Origin of the sequence: Paenibacillus sp. CH40, from assembly GCF_024213605.1 — a bacterium.
GTDB classification, from domain to species: domain Bacteria; phylum Bacillota; class Bacilli; order Paenibacillales; family Paenibacillaceae; genus Paenibacillus; species Paenibacillus polymyxa_B.
Map to the genome: position 1 here is coordinate 441,763 of NZ_JANAVQ010000004.1, position 18,207 is coordinate 459,969.

Consider the following 18,207-nt stretch of genomic DNA (forward strand, 5'->3'; position numbering starts at 1 on the left):
CCTCTCCTTTTTTTATGTGCAAACACATGGTATCATTCCAGGCCGGGAAAGGTCTTTGCTGGTTTTGAACTTTTTTTATAAAATTTTAACCTTTGTGGGGGAGGGAGGGATGTTTGGATTGAAAAAACACAAAAAACTTTGCCAGTTTATAGTGAACTGGCAAAGTCTGAATAAAAATTTTTAAATATATATTTCAATTATCTTAATAAATACTTCTCTAATAAATTATTTAGATGAATAAATTATTAGATATAAACTTTTTGCAAATTCTCAGTACATCCAATCTGGGACTTTGACGCCACTTTTTCTAACTAGATTAAATCTTTCTCTATAGGAGATATCAAATACATCGTTAATTAGATTATATTTACTTAACCACCCTACAATAAGATGACCTTCAACATCATTTTCTTGTGCAATATCATACCACCATTTAATTTCCATATTACAGTCATCAAGTCTTCTAATAATATTATCTGCAATCTCCCAATATATATCCAGGTCATCATCAAGTATTACATACGACAAAACCAAATTCAAAATTGCAGTTACACTATTATTGACTAATGCCTTTTCTAGTAGCATAAAAATGGAAGGAATCTTTTTTACTTCTCCTCTAATCTCTTTTCTTCTTGTCATGTATGCCAAAGAAGTTCCAGCATCAATACTACTATTTTCATATGCTATAAGAAAAAATTTTGTGGCTAATTCATAATCCTTTAATCTATAGGCAATTAAAGCTAAACCATGATAATTGTCTCCAGTCACATCTTTTAATGACTTATCAATATACTCCTGACCTTTCTTTGTATTTTTAGGAAACTTATCGCCTCGTTTTAACCTTAATCCTAACTCAAACATTGCTCTGAAATTCTCGCTATGGGCAGCTCGTGAAACTCTATCCCTTCCGTTAGAAATATGTTTTTTTACACCATCACCATTTAGATATTTAAGACCAAGATTATAAGAAACATCTACACTTTGTTGACTTACTTGTTTTAATAATTTTTCGCCCTTATGAGCATCTCTAGGTAGATATTTCCCTTCCAATAAGAGCTCTCCATAAAGTTCTATTCCCGGTCCATATTCTACCTGAACCAGCTCCTCGAATAGAATTATTGCCCCATCAGGATCTCTATTTGTCCGATGACCATATGTTAGAATTGAAGCTAGAAACATTTTTGCTGATATGTCTCCCTCTTCCACCAATTCATTAAGTATATCTAATCCTTTATTTACGTCCTTATCAATGAAGTATCCATCAAGCAACAGTCTAGATAATTCATATTTCGCAAGTGAACTACCTCTAATAGAAGCTTGTTTAATAAGATTAATCCCTTTTTGAGTGTCCTTATTAATTCCGAGGCCAGACAGTAACTTTAAACCATATCTTACTCCACACTCCAATATCCTGCCGTGTACTGATTTCTCATATAATTCAATTGCTCTATCAACATCCTTTTCAACATATTTTCCTTCAGAGAATAAATCTGCTAAATATTCTGCGGAAAGTTGATCTCCATCTTCAGTAAAAATAGATTCATTTAACAATTTTACGGCTTCGTTCTCTTCGCTTTCATTTACCACTTTATCCACAATGTATTCGGCTAATAGTCTTATTGACTCCTTATGTTTTTGTTCTACCGCCTCTCTTAGAATACGCTCTCCTTTTTCCGTATTTTTCACAATACCTTCTCCGCCGTTAATTAATACTTTTGCATACTCAAATTTTGCGTCTGGATTATTCTTTTGTACTAATTCTTCTAGAACTTCTATACCTTTTTTAATATTTTTATCAAATCCTGCTCCGTCTATTAGACGTTTTGCATATTCTAAAGTACTTTCTTCATATCCCTTATTAACCAAGCTCAATAGAATTGAGGCTCCTTTTTCCTCATCCTTTTCGACATAGTTTCCTTCAAATAACATCCTAGATAATTGTAGTGTGGTAATTTCATCATTTTTTTTCATTGAACCATAAAGTAACGATATACCACGTGTTTTATCTTTTCTTCCATGCATACCTCTTAATAAGACATTGCCTAAAATTCTCATTGCGCTAGGATCTTCTTCCGCTACTTCTTCTAAAAGTTCAAATCCTTCTGATAATTCATGTCCATTTATTTCTTCAAATATAATAGCACTACTATAGATTGTTTTTGCATAATTATCACCTAATTGAATTGCTCTTCTTAATAGACCTTCTCCTTTTATTATATCTTGAACTACATCTATTCCATAAATCAGCCTATGACCAAGTTCACTCATTGCTCGAGGATCGCCTTTATCAATTGCCTCATTAAAATATTTAAGACCTTTTTCGATATTCTTAGGTAAAAATTCCCCTTCAAGATACAATTCTCCTAAAGAACACATTGCTCCTGTGTTACCTGCTTGTTCCGACTGTTCTAAGAGTTCTAACGCGAGATCCTTTTCTACTTGGGTTTGAATTTTTTGATGTATAATTGAATTAGCATATAAATATTTCGCATGTAAATCTCCTGCATCAATTGCTTCCTTTAGATACTTTTCTCCCTCAACCGGATTTTTATCAAGCCCGAATCCATATAAATATCTATACCCTAACTTTCTTTTTGATATAATATCCCCTTTTCGTCCGGATGTTACAAGTAAATCCACTCCTCTGGAAATATCTTTTTCTATATATTCACCCTCTATAAATATGTCCCCTAAATAACAAATAGCTTTTTCATTATTTTTATCAGCCAAATTTTCTAAATTTTCGATTGCTTTCACAATATTTTGAGGAATAACTTTCCCTTTAATCATTAGTTTTGAGTATTCTAATAATGAGTCTTCATCTCCCTCATTAACTAATTTCTCCAATAAGGATACACCTTTGGAAACATCTTTATTTACACCTATACCATTTATTAATATAAAAGAATAATATCTTATAGAATCAACATAGTTATCACTTTCTAGCTCTGTCAGTAACTTAATTCCTTCTGCTATAATACTGTCTTCTTGAGAATTGGAAATATAGAATCTAGCTAAATCCAATTTTGCAATTTTACTACCTTTTTCAATAGCTTTTCTTAACAATAACTCGCCTTTTTTTGCTTTAGGTGATTGGCTATTACTTAAGAGAATATTACCCATGACTCTCTGTGCCTCTAGGTAATCTATTTCAATAAGTTCTTCAAATAGTCTATACCCTCTTTCGATATCAATCTTTATTTGTTTACCTAATAAAAGTCTTATAGCCAATCTAAATTTTGCTTGCTTACTACCTAGGGAGACCGCTTCCTCAAGAAGTAGTTTAGCTGTTTTCATGTCTCTTTCAATATCTCTTCCTTCAAACAATAAATTACTTAAAGTCAATTTAGCTTTAACATTTCCTGCATCAGAAGCACTTCTTAAAAGCTCTATAGCTTTTACATTATTTTTACTAATTTTCTCTCCTTCATAATAAATATAGCCTAACAGTACTTTAGCGTTACTATCACCTAAATCAACAGCCTTATTTAAAAATTGTAGTGATAATTCGATGTTAGAATCTGATTCGTAATATAAGTTAGCTCCTAAATCATAAATTTTTGATGCGCTGTTCAAATTTTCTAAGAAGTTCAATAAATATATTTCTTTCCTTTTATGAGAAAAAATAGTATTTTCTTTTATATATATTAAAAATCGACAAATGAAATCAACTTTTATAATATCATCATTAACAAACCAATTAAATACACTTTCTACAAAATCCTCAACATCTCGTTGACTATAATATTTACCTAGCGTAAACAAAGCAAGATTTTTGTTAACTAATTTAATCCGATTAAATCTTAAATCACTAATGTAGTTATTAACTAATCTCAACTCATTTTTAATTTTAGGCATCCTTAATTGAAAATTTCTTGATAATAAAAACAGTTGTACATATTCTAGTTGTATAGGTTGGATCGGTTCAAATAGTGATATTAAAAGCAATATTTCTTCTAGAACAGGACTTGAGCAAAACTTGTCTAATTCATTCTGATAATCGTTCACCTCTTCAAAATTTTCCAATTTTTCAAAATCCAAAACTCCGTCTCTGGAACTCGAATCTAAAAGTCTACTTATAAGTTGAAGATTCCCCTCAGTTTTTGAAAATATAATATCATTTTTATTAATATTCTCTTGATTTTCATCACGTAAATTGCTTATAAAAGGAATTTCACTTCTCATTAATGGTTTTAAATTAATTACTTCTTTTTTTAATTCATTATTTGAAATGATCCAATCAACGCATTCATTTTCTGGTCCTGTAATCAATATATAATGGCACCCGATTGGAACATCTTGAATAATATACTTTACTTTTTCGCTTTGTGAATCCATTAATTCTAAAGAGTCAAGTATAAGTACAATATTTCCACACTCTTTTACTAGACGATTTAATGCTTCTAAAAAAAATGGTTTTATAAGTTGATATTTGGCTAAATTATTGTTATTTTGTTCCATCTTATCTTCATTAATTATTTCTTCATCCAAGTACGACAAATCTATTTGATTTACTATATTTACATTGCATAGAGCAATAATAACCTTTACCATTTCCACAAGGTTCATAGTTACTTTGAATGAGAAAAATAAAAACAAAGGTGGCTTTGAATCAGCTATCACATAGTTGCCTAAATAATCACTTATTAAGCTTGTTTTACCTGTCTTTTTATTTCCATTGATAATAGTAAAATTATAATTATCAATAGCATTATTTACTTTACTTAAATATTCCTTTCTTAGACCTACAAATGGTTTATTCAATTGAGAAAATTCATTGTAAATTTCTTGTATAATTAGGTCGATCCCTTCAAATTCTTTTTTTTTTAATTCTAGACCAACACATAATTCTTGAAAAACTTCTATTCTAATACTTACAGGGAGAAATAGGCTTATAATAATTTCATTTATAAGTGTAGTTTCTGCCTTCAGTGACATCTTTAAAAGATTTTTCTCACCTATAAATTTAAAACTCTCATTTACATTTTCAATTAACGCACTAATTAAACTATTAGAGTCATAAAAAGAAATACCGAAAATTTCATTTAGTGCCTTTTCAAAATTTTCTTGTGAGCTGTTTATATTTAGAATTTGCATTAGTTTTTTTACCCACCAATTAACCATAGCAAATAGCTTAATAATACTATCTTCTTTGTTTTCACCTTTACTCAAAACCTCTAATATATGCTTTTCAAATTGTTTTAAAATCCCATAGATTTCATCATTATTTATCACATTAAATTTAATTAGCAGTCTATCTATTACATAAAATGTGACATCTAAATTATTAATTATTTTTTTTGTATAAGAATCTGAATTAAATATTTCAATTAAACTTTTTCTGAGTAATTCCATATAATTAGACAACAAATAATTAGTGGTATCATTTTTAATCTGGATACTTTTAGGAATAGAATCTGTAAAAAAGTTACTAATTAAAATATTATTTGGATCATTATAAGCCTGAAGCTCTATTTTATCATTTCCATTTTGTTTAATAGAATACTCTGTAACATTTTGTGCGTCTAAGTTAGAGTTCACACCATTTTTTTTATTTTTGTAGTAAGTGTATTCTCCATTTAATGGTGCTATATCTATATTAGAAATGAACATATCATGGAGATGAGCGTATTTTCTACTTATCAACTTAAATGAGTTTTCATTATGAGAATAATCTATTATAGAATATCCGTTCATATATCTTTGATCGTTATTCAACATGTTAGATGCAGTAATTAAAGGAGCAACTGAAACAAACAGCTCCCCATATATCGAAGTTGAATTGTAAGAACTACCACTATGCACATGTCCAGACAAAAGCAAATCAAATTCTCTTGAAATATAAGGAATAACAACCTCTCTTTCATATGGCTCTAAATAGTCCATTTGGTGGTGCATTAGCGCTATCTTCACGTCACAATCTTGAAGGTCATTTTTTGCATTATAGATTTGTTGAATACCTAGTAATACCTTTTCGTCTTCGTGATAGCATCTCCATGCAGTGTTAAAACCAGCGATACCAATTTTTCTTCCTTCTATATTAACAATATAAGTGGATTGAAAATTGGTTATCCCTTTATTATTTTCTTCATGAAATTTCCGTTCAAAGTTTTTAAATGGAACTATTCTTTTTATTCCTTTTGTTTCTGTTTCCTTGTGTCTACTAATTATAAAATCATTTATTTCCGGATTATTAATTAGCTTTTTCTTTATTCCAAATTCCTCATATGGATCATCTGCGTTTCTTTCTACATCATGGTTACCGGGAATAAAAATAAAATTACTTTTTGGTAGGCCGAGATTGTATAATAAAGGATTTATAACTATCTCTTCAAATTTATTAAATGCTTCACTAATATTATTAAACCCCTTTCCCCCTTTATCGATTAAGTCTCCTGTATATGCAATTAAATCAATTTTTTCCTCCTTGTTATAATTAATTAAATCTTTTACAAGAGCTCTCATTAATATTGGCTGAACATCACTTAATTTCTCAATTGAAATATGAAAATCTGAAATATGGACAATTCTCAACTTGCTTCCCCCTATATCGCTATGATAATCAAATAATCTACTAAGTTTAATATTACAATATTTTTTTTGAAAAACTTGTCGAATACAGTCGATAAAAATCACAATTACTAGTCTTATAGAAAATACGTGGTGTATTCTTTAAAATGTTTGAAATTTCGTTTTCCCCTTATAAAATGCTTCCTTCTACAAAGTAACTGAGTAATCAAGATTCACTGAAATAATCGTTGCACACTAAAAAACTTCTCCATTAATCATATAGAAACTGTGCCTTAGCGAACATTATCCTGGTTATGTGTCATACCCTAGTACTTAAAAATTAAAGTACAAAAAAAGCTATTGTAAAATAATATACTTTTCCTAATACTATTCACTCAAAAGAATTCTTTATAAATAGATGGATACCGCTTAGACGGATCAGCTACGATCCGTTGTGACAGAGACTCTAGAATAGAGTCCGTTTTATAAAGCAACTTGTCTACTTCCCCCAGCTTCATCGGCTCTTTAGATACATCATCTTCTCCCGAAACCAGATAATGTACCGTGCCGATAAACAGCACCATATCTAAATTGGGCTCAGCATCTGTGTGAATTAACGGGAACAGGTCAGTCATGGATAAACGAATGTACGATGGAATGATTTGGTTTCGATGAACATAAATAGCCTTAGCCATCGAAAACAGCGCACGATCACAAAGAATGAGGCAGTTTTGAAACTGATGATGGTCGCGCATCATTTGTGCAAGCTTGATTTGGTATTCGGCAAGTTTTTGAAAATCCATCATGCAATTGAATATGTAGGTATCGCTGTACTTAGGCAGTTTGAAATCGGAAACACTATGTAGTTGGGGACTTAAGGAGTAATGTTTCAAGGGGAATCAACTCCTGAATTAAAATTTCATAAACGAGGATTTTGCAGAAATCCCATAAGCGACTTCCAATGAACAAAATATAGATCGAAATGGTTTAGTTCGTCTATATCTTGCACTTCGGAGCGACTGGAATCGAATTTTTGCAAAATCCTGAAACAAATGTGAGCAACGTAGCACAATTATGTAACCATCAAGATGTATAATTTTCTAGCTATCGGACAAGCTTCATAATAAATATTACTATATAGTAGTTTTTAATTCAATTTACTTACTAACACTTATTAATTAGATGTAACTCTTTCTCTACACTTCTAACTAGAGGATTTTGCAAAATCCAATAAGCGACTTCCAATAAATAATATATAGGTCGAGATGATCCCGTTCGTCTATATATTACATTTCGGAGCGATTGGAATCGAATTTTGTGAAATTCTTACTATAGAGAGGTGTAATCATGTCAGAACTTTTAGAATTAGTCGGTACGCGTATTCGAGATATTCGAAAGTCTAAAGGACTTTCCCAAGAAGCTTTAGCCGAAAAAGCAGGATTCAATTCGAGTTATATTGGTTTCATTGAGCGTGCGGAGAGAAATATATCTTTGAAAAATCTGGAGAAAATAGCGAAGGCATTGAACGTGGGCGTCTATCAGTTGCTTACATATGTAAAGGACAATGATGAGCTTACCGAAGAAGATTCGAGTATAAAAACCATTTTAACTCTCCTAAGAACTCGTGAATCCAAAGATACTGAGCTGGCATTAAAGATTCTTACAGACATCTTTATAAGAATCGATGAACGATGAAACAAAAAAGGAACTGCACTTTGCAGTTCCCCACCAATCCCTTACGACAATGCCAACATCGCTTTCATATCTTCCTCTGCTGTTGTAATCAGCTTCAAGCCAAACATCTCCACCAGCACATCCAGTACACCAGAAGAAATAAACTCAGGCGGCTTCGGTCCAATGCGAATATCCTGGATGCCAAGGCTGAACAAGCCCAGCAGGATGGCAACCGCTTTTTGCTCAAACCAGGACAGTACAATGCTGACAGGCAGCTCGTTCACCGTACAACCGAAAGCATCCGCTAATGCCAGAGCGATTTTCACAGTAGAACCCGAATTGTTGCATTGCCCCAAATCAATATAACGCGGAATGCCGGTATCTCCAACGGTGCCATAATCCACGTCATTAAAACGGAATTTACCACAGGACGTGGTCAGAATAACCGTATCATTCGGCAAGGATGTAGCTAGCTCGCGGTAATAGTTACCGCCTTTGCCTGGTGCGTCGCAGCCTGCAATGACAAAGAAACGGCGGATATGCCCGTCTTTAACTGCCTGAATAATCTCAGGAGCCAGCCCGATAACCGTTTCGTGATGATATCCTGTTGTAAGCACCTGCTCCGAATCTACATCTGCGGCTGGCAGGGCTAATGCACGCTCGATCAATGGAGAGAAATCGTCGTCCATGATCTTGGCTACTCCCTCCAGCCCGGCTACTTCATAAGAGAAGAAGCGGTCTGCATACGTGCCTTTAATCGGCATAACACAGTTCGTCGTAGCTAGAATTGCGCCCGGGAACTCTTCGAACAGTCTACGTTGATCGTACCAGGCCTTACCGATATTCCCTTTGAGATGTGCATATTTCTTCAATGCTGGATAACCGTGGGCAGGCAGCATTTCTGAGTGGGTATAGATGTTGATGCCTTTACCCTCCGTCTGCCGCAACAATTCCTCCAGCGCATACAGATTATGCCCGGTCACGACGATGCATTGGCCTTCGATTTTATTCTGGCTGACGGTAATCGGCTGCGGAATGCCAAAACGATCCGTATGTGCACGATCCAGCACATCCATGATCCGTACAGCCGCATTTCCGACCTTCATCGCCATTTCCAAATGCTCTTGTACATTAAAGTTAGAATTGGTTAAGGTCATATATAACGCTTCGTGCGTGATCCGATCCACCTCAGGATCGCTATATCCCAACTGACGAGCATGTGTCGCATAGGCAGCGATCCCTTTTAATGCAAAAATCATCGTATCCTGCAAGCTCGCTATCGTCTCATCCTTCCCGCACACCCCAACTACTTTACACCCGCCACTCGGCGTCTGTTCACACTGATAACAAAACATATCGTTTTCCTCCAAATATTGATAGATATTTGTTCGTTATCCCCAGCGTAACAAACCCCTGAATGCGTAGGTGTGATTACACACACATTTTTTCTTAAGTTTATTATTAGACAGTGTGGGACTCATCCCTCATTTCAATTCTTCCTACTCCACCGTGTTTTCTTGAATCCCCCCGCCTTTACGGTACTGCACAGGGGACACGCCCATAGTCTTTTTAAAAGCGGTGCTGAAATAGTGCTGACTATCGTAACCCGTACGTTCTGCTATATCATAGATAGACAACGTCGTGGAATCCAGCAGCTGCACTGCTTTACGGATACGGGCACGGGTGACGAGGGTCACGAAGCTGTCGTTGAGCTCCTTTTTGAGCACGCGGCTGAGATATACGGCGGATACTTGTAGCCGCGAAGCAAGGGCTTCCAGCGTTAATTCCCGATCGGCGTAACCTTCCTGAATGAGCTGCCGGGCCCGACGTACGATGGGAGACAGCTGCGATTCGCCATACACTCGATCACGACTCACCCGGTACGCGTCAATTGCACCTTCTAGTCCACCCGCGTTGGACTCCACATGCGTATGAACCGCTATATTCAGGTAGCGTCCAATCGCCTGCTCCATGGAAGCGCCTATCGTCTCGGGTGCCTCCTGCCACAGGCATATGCCGATCAGCCCGTTCGCATCGCGGAACAACACATGCGGTCGGTCCTCCAGCAGTTCGCCAATAATATTTTCAGCGGCAAAAAGAAACAACTGGCGGTCATTCTCACGCATAATCGTCTGCCGTGCCTCTGCTGCAGGCCACCGTACCACACCGATCTGAGCAGGCGGCCGCGATGGAAGCCGTAAAAACGCCAACTGCTCCATGATGTCTTTTCCCATGTGTTGCCCTTCCATCCATTCCAGGCAAAAACGCTGGCGCAGCAGCGGAATATTCCGTTCAATCTGACCGGCAGCTTGTTCTACATAGGCGGCACGCTTATGCTCTTCGTCCATTCGCTGACGAAGCCGCAACAGTGCAGCATGAAGCTGATCCGCATTTACCGGCTTCAAAATATAATCCTCTACGCCAAGTCGGACAGCCTCCTGCGCATAAGCAAATTCATCATGCCCGGAAATGATCAGACAGCGGCATTCCGGATGATCTTCCCGCAGCCGCCGAATCAGTTCAATGCCGTCCATGAACGGCATATTCATATCAACCAGCACGATGTCGATATGAAGCTGACCCACCAGCTCCAGCGCTTCTTCTCCGTCCTCCGCCTCTGCTGCCACCTCCATGCCTAGTGCCGCCCAATCTATGCAATCTCGTATCCCCTCACGAATGATCGGCTCATCATCTGCGATCAATACTTGGTAACGTTTTGCTGGGCCTATGGTCACTTCTGTTATGGCCTGGTCAATCAGACTCGCCGTTGTCGAGTTGTGTGTGGCCTTTGATTTCGTCATCCTGACCCTCTCCTTTTTCATAAGGCTTCTTCAGTTGCGCCATATCCAGCAGCAACGGATGAGTAATCGTCACGCAGGTACCTGTCCCTTCTTTGCTCTCCAGTACAATTCCATATTCCTCGCCAAAAGATAACCGGATACGCGCTTGTACATTCAGCATGCCATAGCTTCTGCCATGGGTACTAACTCCCTTTTGCTTCTGCTTTACTTCCATCGCCTCCAGGGGTATTTCCAGCCATTCACGCAATTCACGCAGACGGTCCGCCGTCATTCCTGCGCCATCGTCACGTACCGTCAGCAGCAGCTTGTCATCCTCAGCTTTAGCTTCTATCCAAATCGTGCCTGGACCACGTCTGGCCTTGATGCCGTGATAAATCGCGTTTTCCACTACAGGCTGAAGCATTAACTTCAACACGAACAGATCCTTTAGCTCGTCAGGTAGATTCAATTCCCAGCGAAGTCGGTCACGATAGCGGGTTTGCTGGATTTGCATATAGCTAGATATATGCTCAATCTCGGAGCGCAGTGGAATAAAGTCATCCCCCTTGCTCAGCCCGAGACGGAACAATCTCGATAGCGCTCCCACCATATCGGACACGTCGTCTGCTCCATTTTTTCGGGCCATCCAATGAATCGTATCTAGCGTATTGTATAGAAAATGGGGCTTAATATGCTCCTGAAGGCTGCGCAGCTCGGCATCCCGTTTTTGCCGTTCCCTCAGTTCGCTAAGTGACATGAGACGGCGAATTTGCTCCAGCATTCGGTTAAAGCTCCGCCCCAGCATTCCAACTTCATCCCCACGGTCACTCCATTGGCGAACTGTAAGATCCCCTGTCTCTGCCGTCCGCATATAGGACATCAGCCGGAAAATCGGCTGCGCAATGGAACTCGACAATCGCAAGGATGCCGTTAAGCCAAATAGACATACAATGAAAACAAAACAGATGACATAGAACTGAATTTGCCGCACTTCCAGTGTAGATTCGCGTGCCGGGAATACCCCCACTGTTCTCCAGCCCGTGAATTCGGAAGCCCTGAACATGAACAGCAATTCCCTGCCCCCAGCTTCACGGGTAAACATCCCGCTGTCACCTGCCCCGAACCATTGCGGCGGGATACGCTCAATCAAAGGCATATCCGGCCTGTACACGCTGCGCCCCTCAGCATCTGTCACCATTAAATACCCGCTTTTGCCCAGGGTTACATCTCTGGCAGCCTGCGATACAGCCCGCAGCTTGAGGTCAATCATAATCGCGCCTAGCACGCGTCCGGTTTCCGGATCTGTAACCGAGCGAACGACGGAGACAATTTCACTGTCCTTGTACTGGACATGAGTGGTCACATTACGGTGACTCGGCTGTCCTAGCACAGTGAATATGCCTGCATGCTGCGCCGCCTGTTGGTACCAGCCTTCTTCCGTCAGGCTACGCGTGCTTCGAGCGTACATTTCGTTGCTGATATAGTCGCCTTTTTCGTTCACGATCAGAATCCCTGCAATTTCAGGATATAACGTGGTATAGCCCTGCAAAAATTGCTTCATTTTATACAGCGTATCCTGCTCCTGTACAGAACTTAATGCCTGCTTGGAAGTGAGAGTCTGGTTTTCCGGCGTTACGATACTCGCATGACCCGCGTGGCCGTCAGCCAGCGTCTTTCCTTTCCAGAACTCCCCGATATCGGGGTTAAAAGCAATCAGATACGTCATGTTTTGCAAATTTTCCATTTTGGTGTCCAGCGCTTCGTTCACCTTGCCAATCAATTGCATCGTATGGTCTTCCACCTGCCGCTCAATAATCCGTTCCACCGTCCAATTGACCAGCAGACCTAATCCCAGCGAAGGCACAATGCCAAACAACAGGAACAGCAGCATGAGCTGATAACGTAAAGGCATATTGCGCAAGCGTAACCGCGGTATCGTTTGGCGCACCCCTAATTGGATACGCTCCCAAAATTTATTTCGCATAATAATCATCTACATTCGCCCGGGTGACCACGGAAATCCCAGTATCTACCCGCACGGGCAACGGCGTGTTGTCTCCAGTGGAAGAAGGGGCAGGAATCGTCAAATGATGGTGCAGATGGAACAGATATTGAAGCGACCAATAACCCATATTCCATGTTCCCTGGGCAATCGTTGCCGAAATTGTCCCACTACGAATCATATCCAGTGTCGCTTTATTCGTATCAAAAGAAATGATTTTCAGCGGATGGCTGTTTTTTTGACTCAGTACCGCTTCACCCACACCTGTTCCTCCCGTTGCATCGGTCACAAAAATGCCCGCCAGTTTCGGATAAGCTTTCATCAGTCTCTGCGACTCATCCCGGGAGATCATCGCGTCTGCGCGGCCATCTGCGACTTCCACCACCTTCATCGCAGGATACTGCCGTTGAATGGTATCGCGAAACCCACGCGAGCGTTCCTCATGATTTTGCTGTCCAGGCAGCGTCAGAACAGCAACCTGACCTTCTCGTCCCAACAGCTCTGCCATTTTATCCGCAGCGGTCACGCCCGCCTTATAATTATCCGTGCCCAAAAAGGAATACGCCCGGCTCCCCGGCGCTTCGGCATCAAACAATACCACAGGAATGCCCGCATCCAGCGCCTTATTAATCACCGGAATCAGGGAGTGAGGATCAATCGCGGAAATCGCAATCCCTGCGGGTTTACGAGCAATTGCTTGCTCAATAACAGTTGTCTGCTCCTGCGCATCATAACGGGTAGCTCCCCGATACTCCACAGTCACCCCTAAAGCATCACCCGCATCCTCGAAGCCCTTGAGCCCGCTTTTCCAATACTCCAAACCGGACTGGAACGTAATCATTATATAGGTCTCTCCGATACTGCCTCGCAGCCCTTTATCTTCCCAAGTGCCATTCAACGGGCCAGATTGTTCATACCTGAACACATAGAGAGCAAAGGCCGCAATCAACAACATATATACCAGCAGCGTTTTTTTCATCCTTCCTCTCCTCTTCCTGTGTGTATCCTTAAGTTATAAATTCACTTTAATTTATTCTGGTTTTAGTTAGATTGTAAACGCAATCATATTAAATTGGAACTACTTCACTCTTCTTACTTTCAGGTGGCGTTAATCCTGCACTAATGTTTCTACGTTACAATACCTACAATTGTGCTAGGAAAAACATGTGCGTATCTTGCGGAAAAGGAGTGATATGGATGAGTAAGCCGCGTATCGCGGAGTGGACAGAACTACGGGGCCTTGCCTACCTCGCTGTCGTGCTTCAGCATTGCATTGGCGAATATATTTATCGCAGCGACATCCAACAGCCAGATTCTGTTATGCTCGCGATGCTGTATCATTTGACACGTTTTGGCACACCGACGTTCGTTTTCCTGTCTGCGGCGCTGCTATTTTATAACGGCAACAAACCGATTGGCTATCCTCGCTATATTGGCAGGCGGTTTCGAGATATTTATGTTCCTTTCCTTTGCTGGACTGTTATTTATTGGGTATGTACTCAAAACTGGTCAACGGCGCAGTGGGGAAATATTTATTTTTACAAAGGTATGTTCGAGGAAATGATCATCCCCGTCAGCGGATATCATCTATGGTTTGTAGTGATGATCTTTCAGTTTTATATTTTGTTTCCTTTATTTGCAAAAGCAGCCGGGCAGGTTCAAGCGTTTCTACGTCGTTACAGCACGAAAAGACGCAAACAGCTTGTTGTGGCTATTATGCTGATTGCCGCTACAGCTTATGCTTTGCTGTTACAATGGTCCTACTATGACATGTCTGCATGGAGCACTGGGTTGCCGTCCTTTTGGCAGACTCTGCTGGATTATCGCACCTATAACTTTGTCATGTACTTTTTCTATTTTATGCTGGGCGCAGTATGTGCTTACATGACAGACACGTGGCGTGGACTGGCCAAACAGACGTTGCCGTGGAATGTATTTGTGTTTATTGGTTTGTTCATGCTCATGGGTCACACGATGCTGATCCAGTCGGGCGATACGATCAATCTTAATATTTCCACCTATTTGAAGCCAAGCACCTTTGTGCTCATTGTCTCGCAGCTGCTTTTATTGTACGGACTGCTGCTCCATTTGCAAAAAGATACACGATCCGAGCCGTTTCGCCGTATGTTGAACTGGATCGGGCGTTATTCTTTTGGAGGATATCTGGCCCATGCGCTCGTGCTGGCCTTCATATCCTACTACACCCGCTCGCTTGCACTGGGCGATCATCATTTTACAGCTACGCTCATTACGTTTATCGTCGTGGCAAGTGTTTCTCTGGGCATCAGCTGGCTTTTTGCCCATCTGCCCGGCGGCAACTGGATTGTTGGTTCCAAAGGCAGACAGCGGTTGAACTGGCATTCGTTTCGTTTCCAGTTCTTTTCCTCCAAACGTGCTTCCAAAGGCACGCAGGAGCTTGGCTAATCTTATGCGTCTGTTTTTCAGCATGGGGTTATGATTCCAATGAACTTTGGCAGGGCTCACTTATTGAGCTCTGCTTTTCTGTGCCTTAGTATGCCGTCCCCTCAAAAAAGTGATTAACATTTTATGACATGAATATGTATTTTATTTTAAAATAAGTCATTATATAGAATAATAATAAACGTTACGTGGGAGAAGCCACAGTTTTGCATAAAGAGAAAGGGGAGGATGTACTGAACATAACATCGTCGTTGTTAATGTTCTGATCCAAAACATGGTGAGGCTGCTTTCTGGTCTGATACATACGGTTGTAATGATTAATCAGTTCATCCAAAAGCATAGACTGCTCAAGTACACAAGCATGTCCGAAGCCATACTCTTCGTAAAGATCATGCAAATGTTGTCTGGCGTGTTCTATCTGTTGAATTAACGTTACCGTTTCATACCTGTTCATCCTACATACCTCCTAATGAATCTCATTTTAAGGAGGGATGTACAAATACGTCATGATCTTTTTTGAGTCGAAAAATTACAAAATAATACAAAAAAAGACCAGCAATAAGCTGGTCCATGGTAATGAATTAGTGTTTGGTCAAGATCCACCAACGTGTCCTTGTGTTTGGATCGTGCCATGGCTTAGATTTCCAGCTTGGACTGGTACTGTGAATACCAGTAAAAAGCTAGTTACCGCCAAGAAGAAAGCCATCCTTTTGATCATTTTTCTCCCACACCTCCTCATAAATAGATTGGAACTGTGTCTGTGTTTCGGGAGCCGCATGTGTTTTGAAGTGAAAAAATAATCCAAAACAATTGGCAATAAGTAGTACATGATTAATTGTAACAGCTTTTTCAAACGCGTTTATTAAACATTTGAAACCATATAGGTATCTGCCTTTATTTAGGCTGTACTTAGCCATTTTGTACCAGAAGCGTACGTACTCTTCCGGTAAAACTTGTTGTGTATACATGTCAGAAGACAACGGTTCCTGATAAGCTGCAATTTGGGATTCAAAACGCTGAAGGATATGGTCTACATCTACATTGTACCGATTAGCAACTTCAAGAACGTTTAGTAGCTCGGCAAAAATCTCATTTTCGGCAGCCATATGTTCTACGTAATCGGGGAGAACACTAATATCCCCGGACATAAGCCTGTTGACGTACGTATTAATTTTCGCCCATTGCTGATATTGTTTCTTCCAATAAAGTGAATCAGGGTCCTTCTCCTTTACCCAACTTAGATCGGCATAACCTCGGATATGTTCTAATGCCTGTTCATGATCTCCTTTTGCATCGCAAGCATTAGCACACAGCAATTCGGAGTAAACTATGTATACAAACAGTGGCCTGCTTAGCTTTTTTCGTGGCTCTGTTCCTTTTCGCTTGGAGTTATGAACCAAATTATATTGGATCTTTCCCATTTGACCCATTCGATGTGCAAATTCATACACCTTGTCCCACATACTTAATGATCTGTACACGTTTGCTAAATCTTTTAGAGCATCTAATTGCTCTATCTCGTCTAAACGATCAACAAAAGGGGCAAATTCAATGGCAGCTTGGAGATTTACAGCTCTATCTTGTCCAATATTGATTTGGAACAAACGATACTGGCAGATCGCCAATCGCTCTGAATGCTGCTGCTTCTCACTTTCAGCCACCTTTTTGTAAAGGTAAGCCGCTGCTTCATTGTAACCGTCTTTGTATACATTTTCGGCAACTTCAAAGAGCGATGGCGGATAATTAGGGTTATCCAATAACAGAATTACAACTCGCTGCAAGCAGTCCAGTCGTCCTAGCTCAATACATCGGTATAAGAAAGGGCTGATTTTTTTCCAGTTGAGCGGAGATTCTTCAATACATTCTTCAATATAGCGTTCGTAAAAATAATCCGGTGGTAAATTCATTCCCGCAGTAATGCTATCCAGTTGGTGAACAGAAATAGATCGGTTACCGGTCACAATGCTACTAACTGTACCTACATTTAAATCAATCGTGTGACCAAACTTGGTCATCGTTAAGCCTTTTCGTTTCAAATAGGTTTGAATTTCTGCCTGTATCGTAGGTGTGATTTCCATGGATAAACCACCCTTTCAGCATTTTCATAAAATTTCAATTTCAATAAACAATATAGTTTGGAAACTAATAGTATAATTATTGATTTTCTTTCACGATAATACCATCTTTTGGAACAAACATAAATGCTTTTACTTTATTGATTTTTATATTTTTATTAGGAGATCATTGGATGTTGGACAATGGAAGGAGAAGATCACTTGAAAAATACAGGTATGACACGTCCATTGGATACGTTAGGTCGAATTGTTATTCCTAAAGAGATGCGAACCTCTATGGGCATTCAAGCTGGTGAGTCCTTAGAATTTTATTTAGATTGTGAAACAGGTTTATTGAGTATGCGGAAGTATATTGGAGTCTGCTGTCACTTATGCTATTCGATTCAGGATTTAAGCTATTTCAGGGATTCATTTTTATGTAAAAAATGCATAAACGATCTGAAGGGAAATATAGGCGTGAGTCCTTTACCTGTTCCTGTCGTAAAGAAACCTGCGTACAAGGAAAAAAGTAACCATCGGTCGTCTTCATAACAATTAGTTGAAAATCTAAGAAAACTCATGCGCGAGCATCCAACAGCCAAGCAAGGCGAATATGCTGAATGGCTCGGCGTATCCCAAGGCCGTATTTCCCAGCTTAAAAAGCTGTTATAGGTATCGGTCGGCTCACATTCTAGCAAAGCTAAATAACCAGTCGCTGGTTGATTTCGTGCGACTGGTTATTTCAACTTTTCATTAGTAGGAAGGA

Annotated in this window: 10 protein-coding genes and 1 pseudogene; 3 read left to right on the forward strand and 8 right to left on the reverse strand. The window is 39.4% G+C overall.

The genetic code is table 11. The annotated features are described in order from the left end of the window. Window positions 1-270: 270 nt before the first annotated feature. Window positions 271-6,534: a metallophosphoesterase gene (locus tag NLX73_RS15315; protein ID WP_254326578.1), complete on the reverse strand. Its 6,264-nt coding sequence runs from the start codon at window positions 6,532-6,534 to the stop codon at window positions 271-273. Window positions 6,535-6,905: 371 nt separating this feature from the next. Then, on the reverse strand, window positions 6,906-7,403 hold the full coding sequence (locus NLX73_RS15320; RefSeq protein ID WP_254326579.1) for a hypothetical protein: 498 nt from the start codon (window positions 7,401-7,403) through the stop codon (window positions 6,906-6,908). 454 nt (window positions 7,404-7,857) lie between these two features. Here NLX73_RS15320 and NLX73_RS15325 point away from each other — a divergent pair, with 454 nt between their 5' ends. Further along, entirely contained in the window at window positions 7,858-8,205 is a 348-nt protein-coding gene (locus NLX73_RS15325) for a helix-turn-helix domain-containing protein (RefSeq protein ID WP_023987345.1), read from the forward strand. Window positions 8,206-8,246: 41 nt separating this feature from the next. Here NLX73_RS15325 and hcp read toward each other — a convergent pair whose 3' ends face one another. From hcp to NLX73_RS15345, 4 genes are all read right to left on the reverse strand, one after another. After that, on the reverse strand, window positions 8,247-9,539 hold the full coding sequence (gene hcp / locus NLX73_RS15330) for a hydroxylamine reductase (RefSeq protein ID WP_013309082.1): 1,293 nt from the start codon (window positions 9,537-9,539) through the stop codon (window positions 8,247-8,249). A 144-nt stretch (window positions 9,540-9,683) separates the two neighbouring features. Continuing rightward, window positions 9,684-10,985 (reverse strand): response regulator, encoded by a 1,302-nt coding sequence (locus tag NLX73_RS15335; RefSeq protein WP_254326580.1) that lies wholly within the window; start codon window positions 10,983-10,985, stop codon window positions 9,684-9,686. Further along, window positions 10,936-12,957 carry a cache domain-containing sensor histidine kinase gene (locus tag NLX73_RS15340; RefSeq protein ID WP_254326581.1) on the reverse strand — a complete coding sequence of 674 codons (2,022 nt, stop codon included), beginning with the start codon at window positions 12,955-12,957 and terminating at the stop codon, window positions 10,936-10,938. The genes NLX73_RS15335 and NLX73_RS15340 overlap by 50 nt, the downstream gene beginning before the upstream one ends. Next, on the reverse strand, window positions 12,938-13,945 hold the full coding sequence (locus NLX73_RS15345; protein ID WP_254326582.1) for a substrate-binding domain-containing protein: 1,008 nt from the start codon (window positions 13,943-13,945) through the stop codon (window positions 12,938-12,940). The genes NLX73_RS15340 and NLX73_RS15345 overlap by 20 nt, the downstream gene beginning before the upstream one ends. 218 nt (window positions 13,946-14,163) lie before the next feature. Between NLX73_RS15345 and NLX73_RS15350 the strand changes: the two genes are divergently transcribed. Beyond that, entirely contained in the window at window positions 14,164-15,390 is a 1,227-nt protein-coding gene (locus NLX73_RS15350) for an acyltransferase (RefSeq protein WP_254326583.1), read from the forward strand. 181 nt (window positions 15,391-15,571) lie between these two features. Here NLX73_RS15350 and NLX73_RS15355 read toward each other — a convergent pair whose 3' ends face one another. Beyond that, window positions 15,572-15,841: an aspartyl-phosphate phosphatase Spo0E family protein gene (locus NLX73_RS15355; RefSeq protein ID WP_254326584.1), complete on the reverse strand. Its 270-nt coding sequence runs from the start codon at window positions 15,839-15,841 to the stop codon at window positions 15,572-15,574. A gap of 226 nt (window positions 15,842-16,067) precedes the next feature. Then, window positions 16,068-17,465 (reverse strand): helix-turn-helix domain-containing protein, encoded by a 1,398-nt coding sequence (locus NLX73_RS15360; protein WP_254326585.1) that lies wholly within the window; start codon window positions 17,463-17,465, stop codon window positions 16,068-16,070. 198 nt (window positions 17,466-17,663) lie between these two features. On the opposite strand from NLX73_RS15360, the pseudogene NLX73_RS15365 reads away from it, so the two are divergent. Next, window positions 17,664-18,113, forward strand: a pseudogene (locus tag NLX73_RS15365) (AbrB/MazE/SpoVT family DNA-binding domain-containing protein). Window positions 18,114-18,207: the final 94 nt, after the last annotated feature.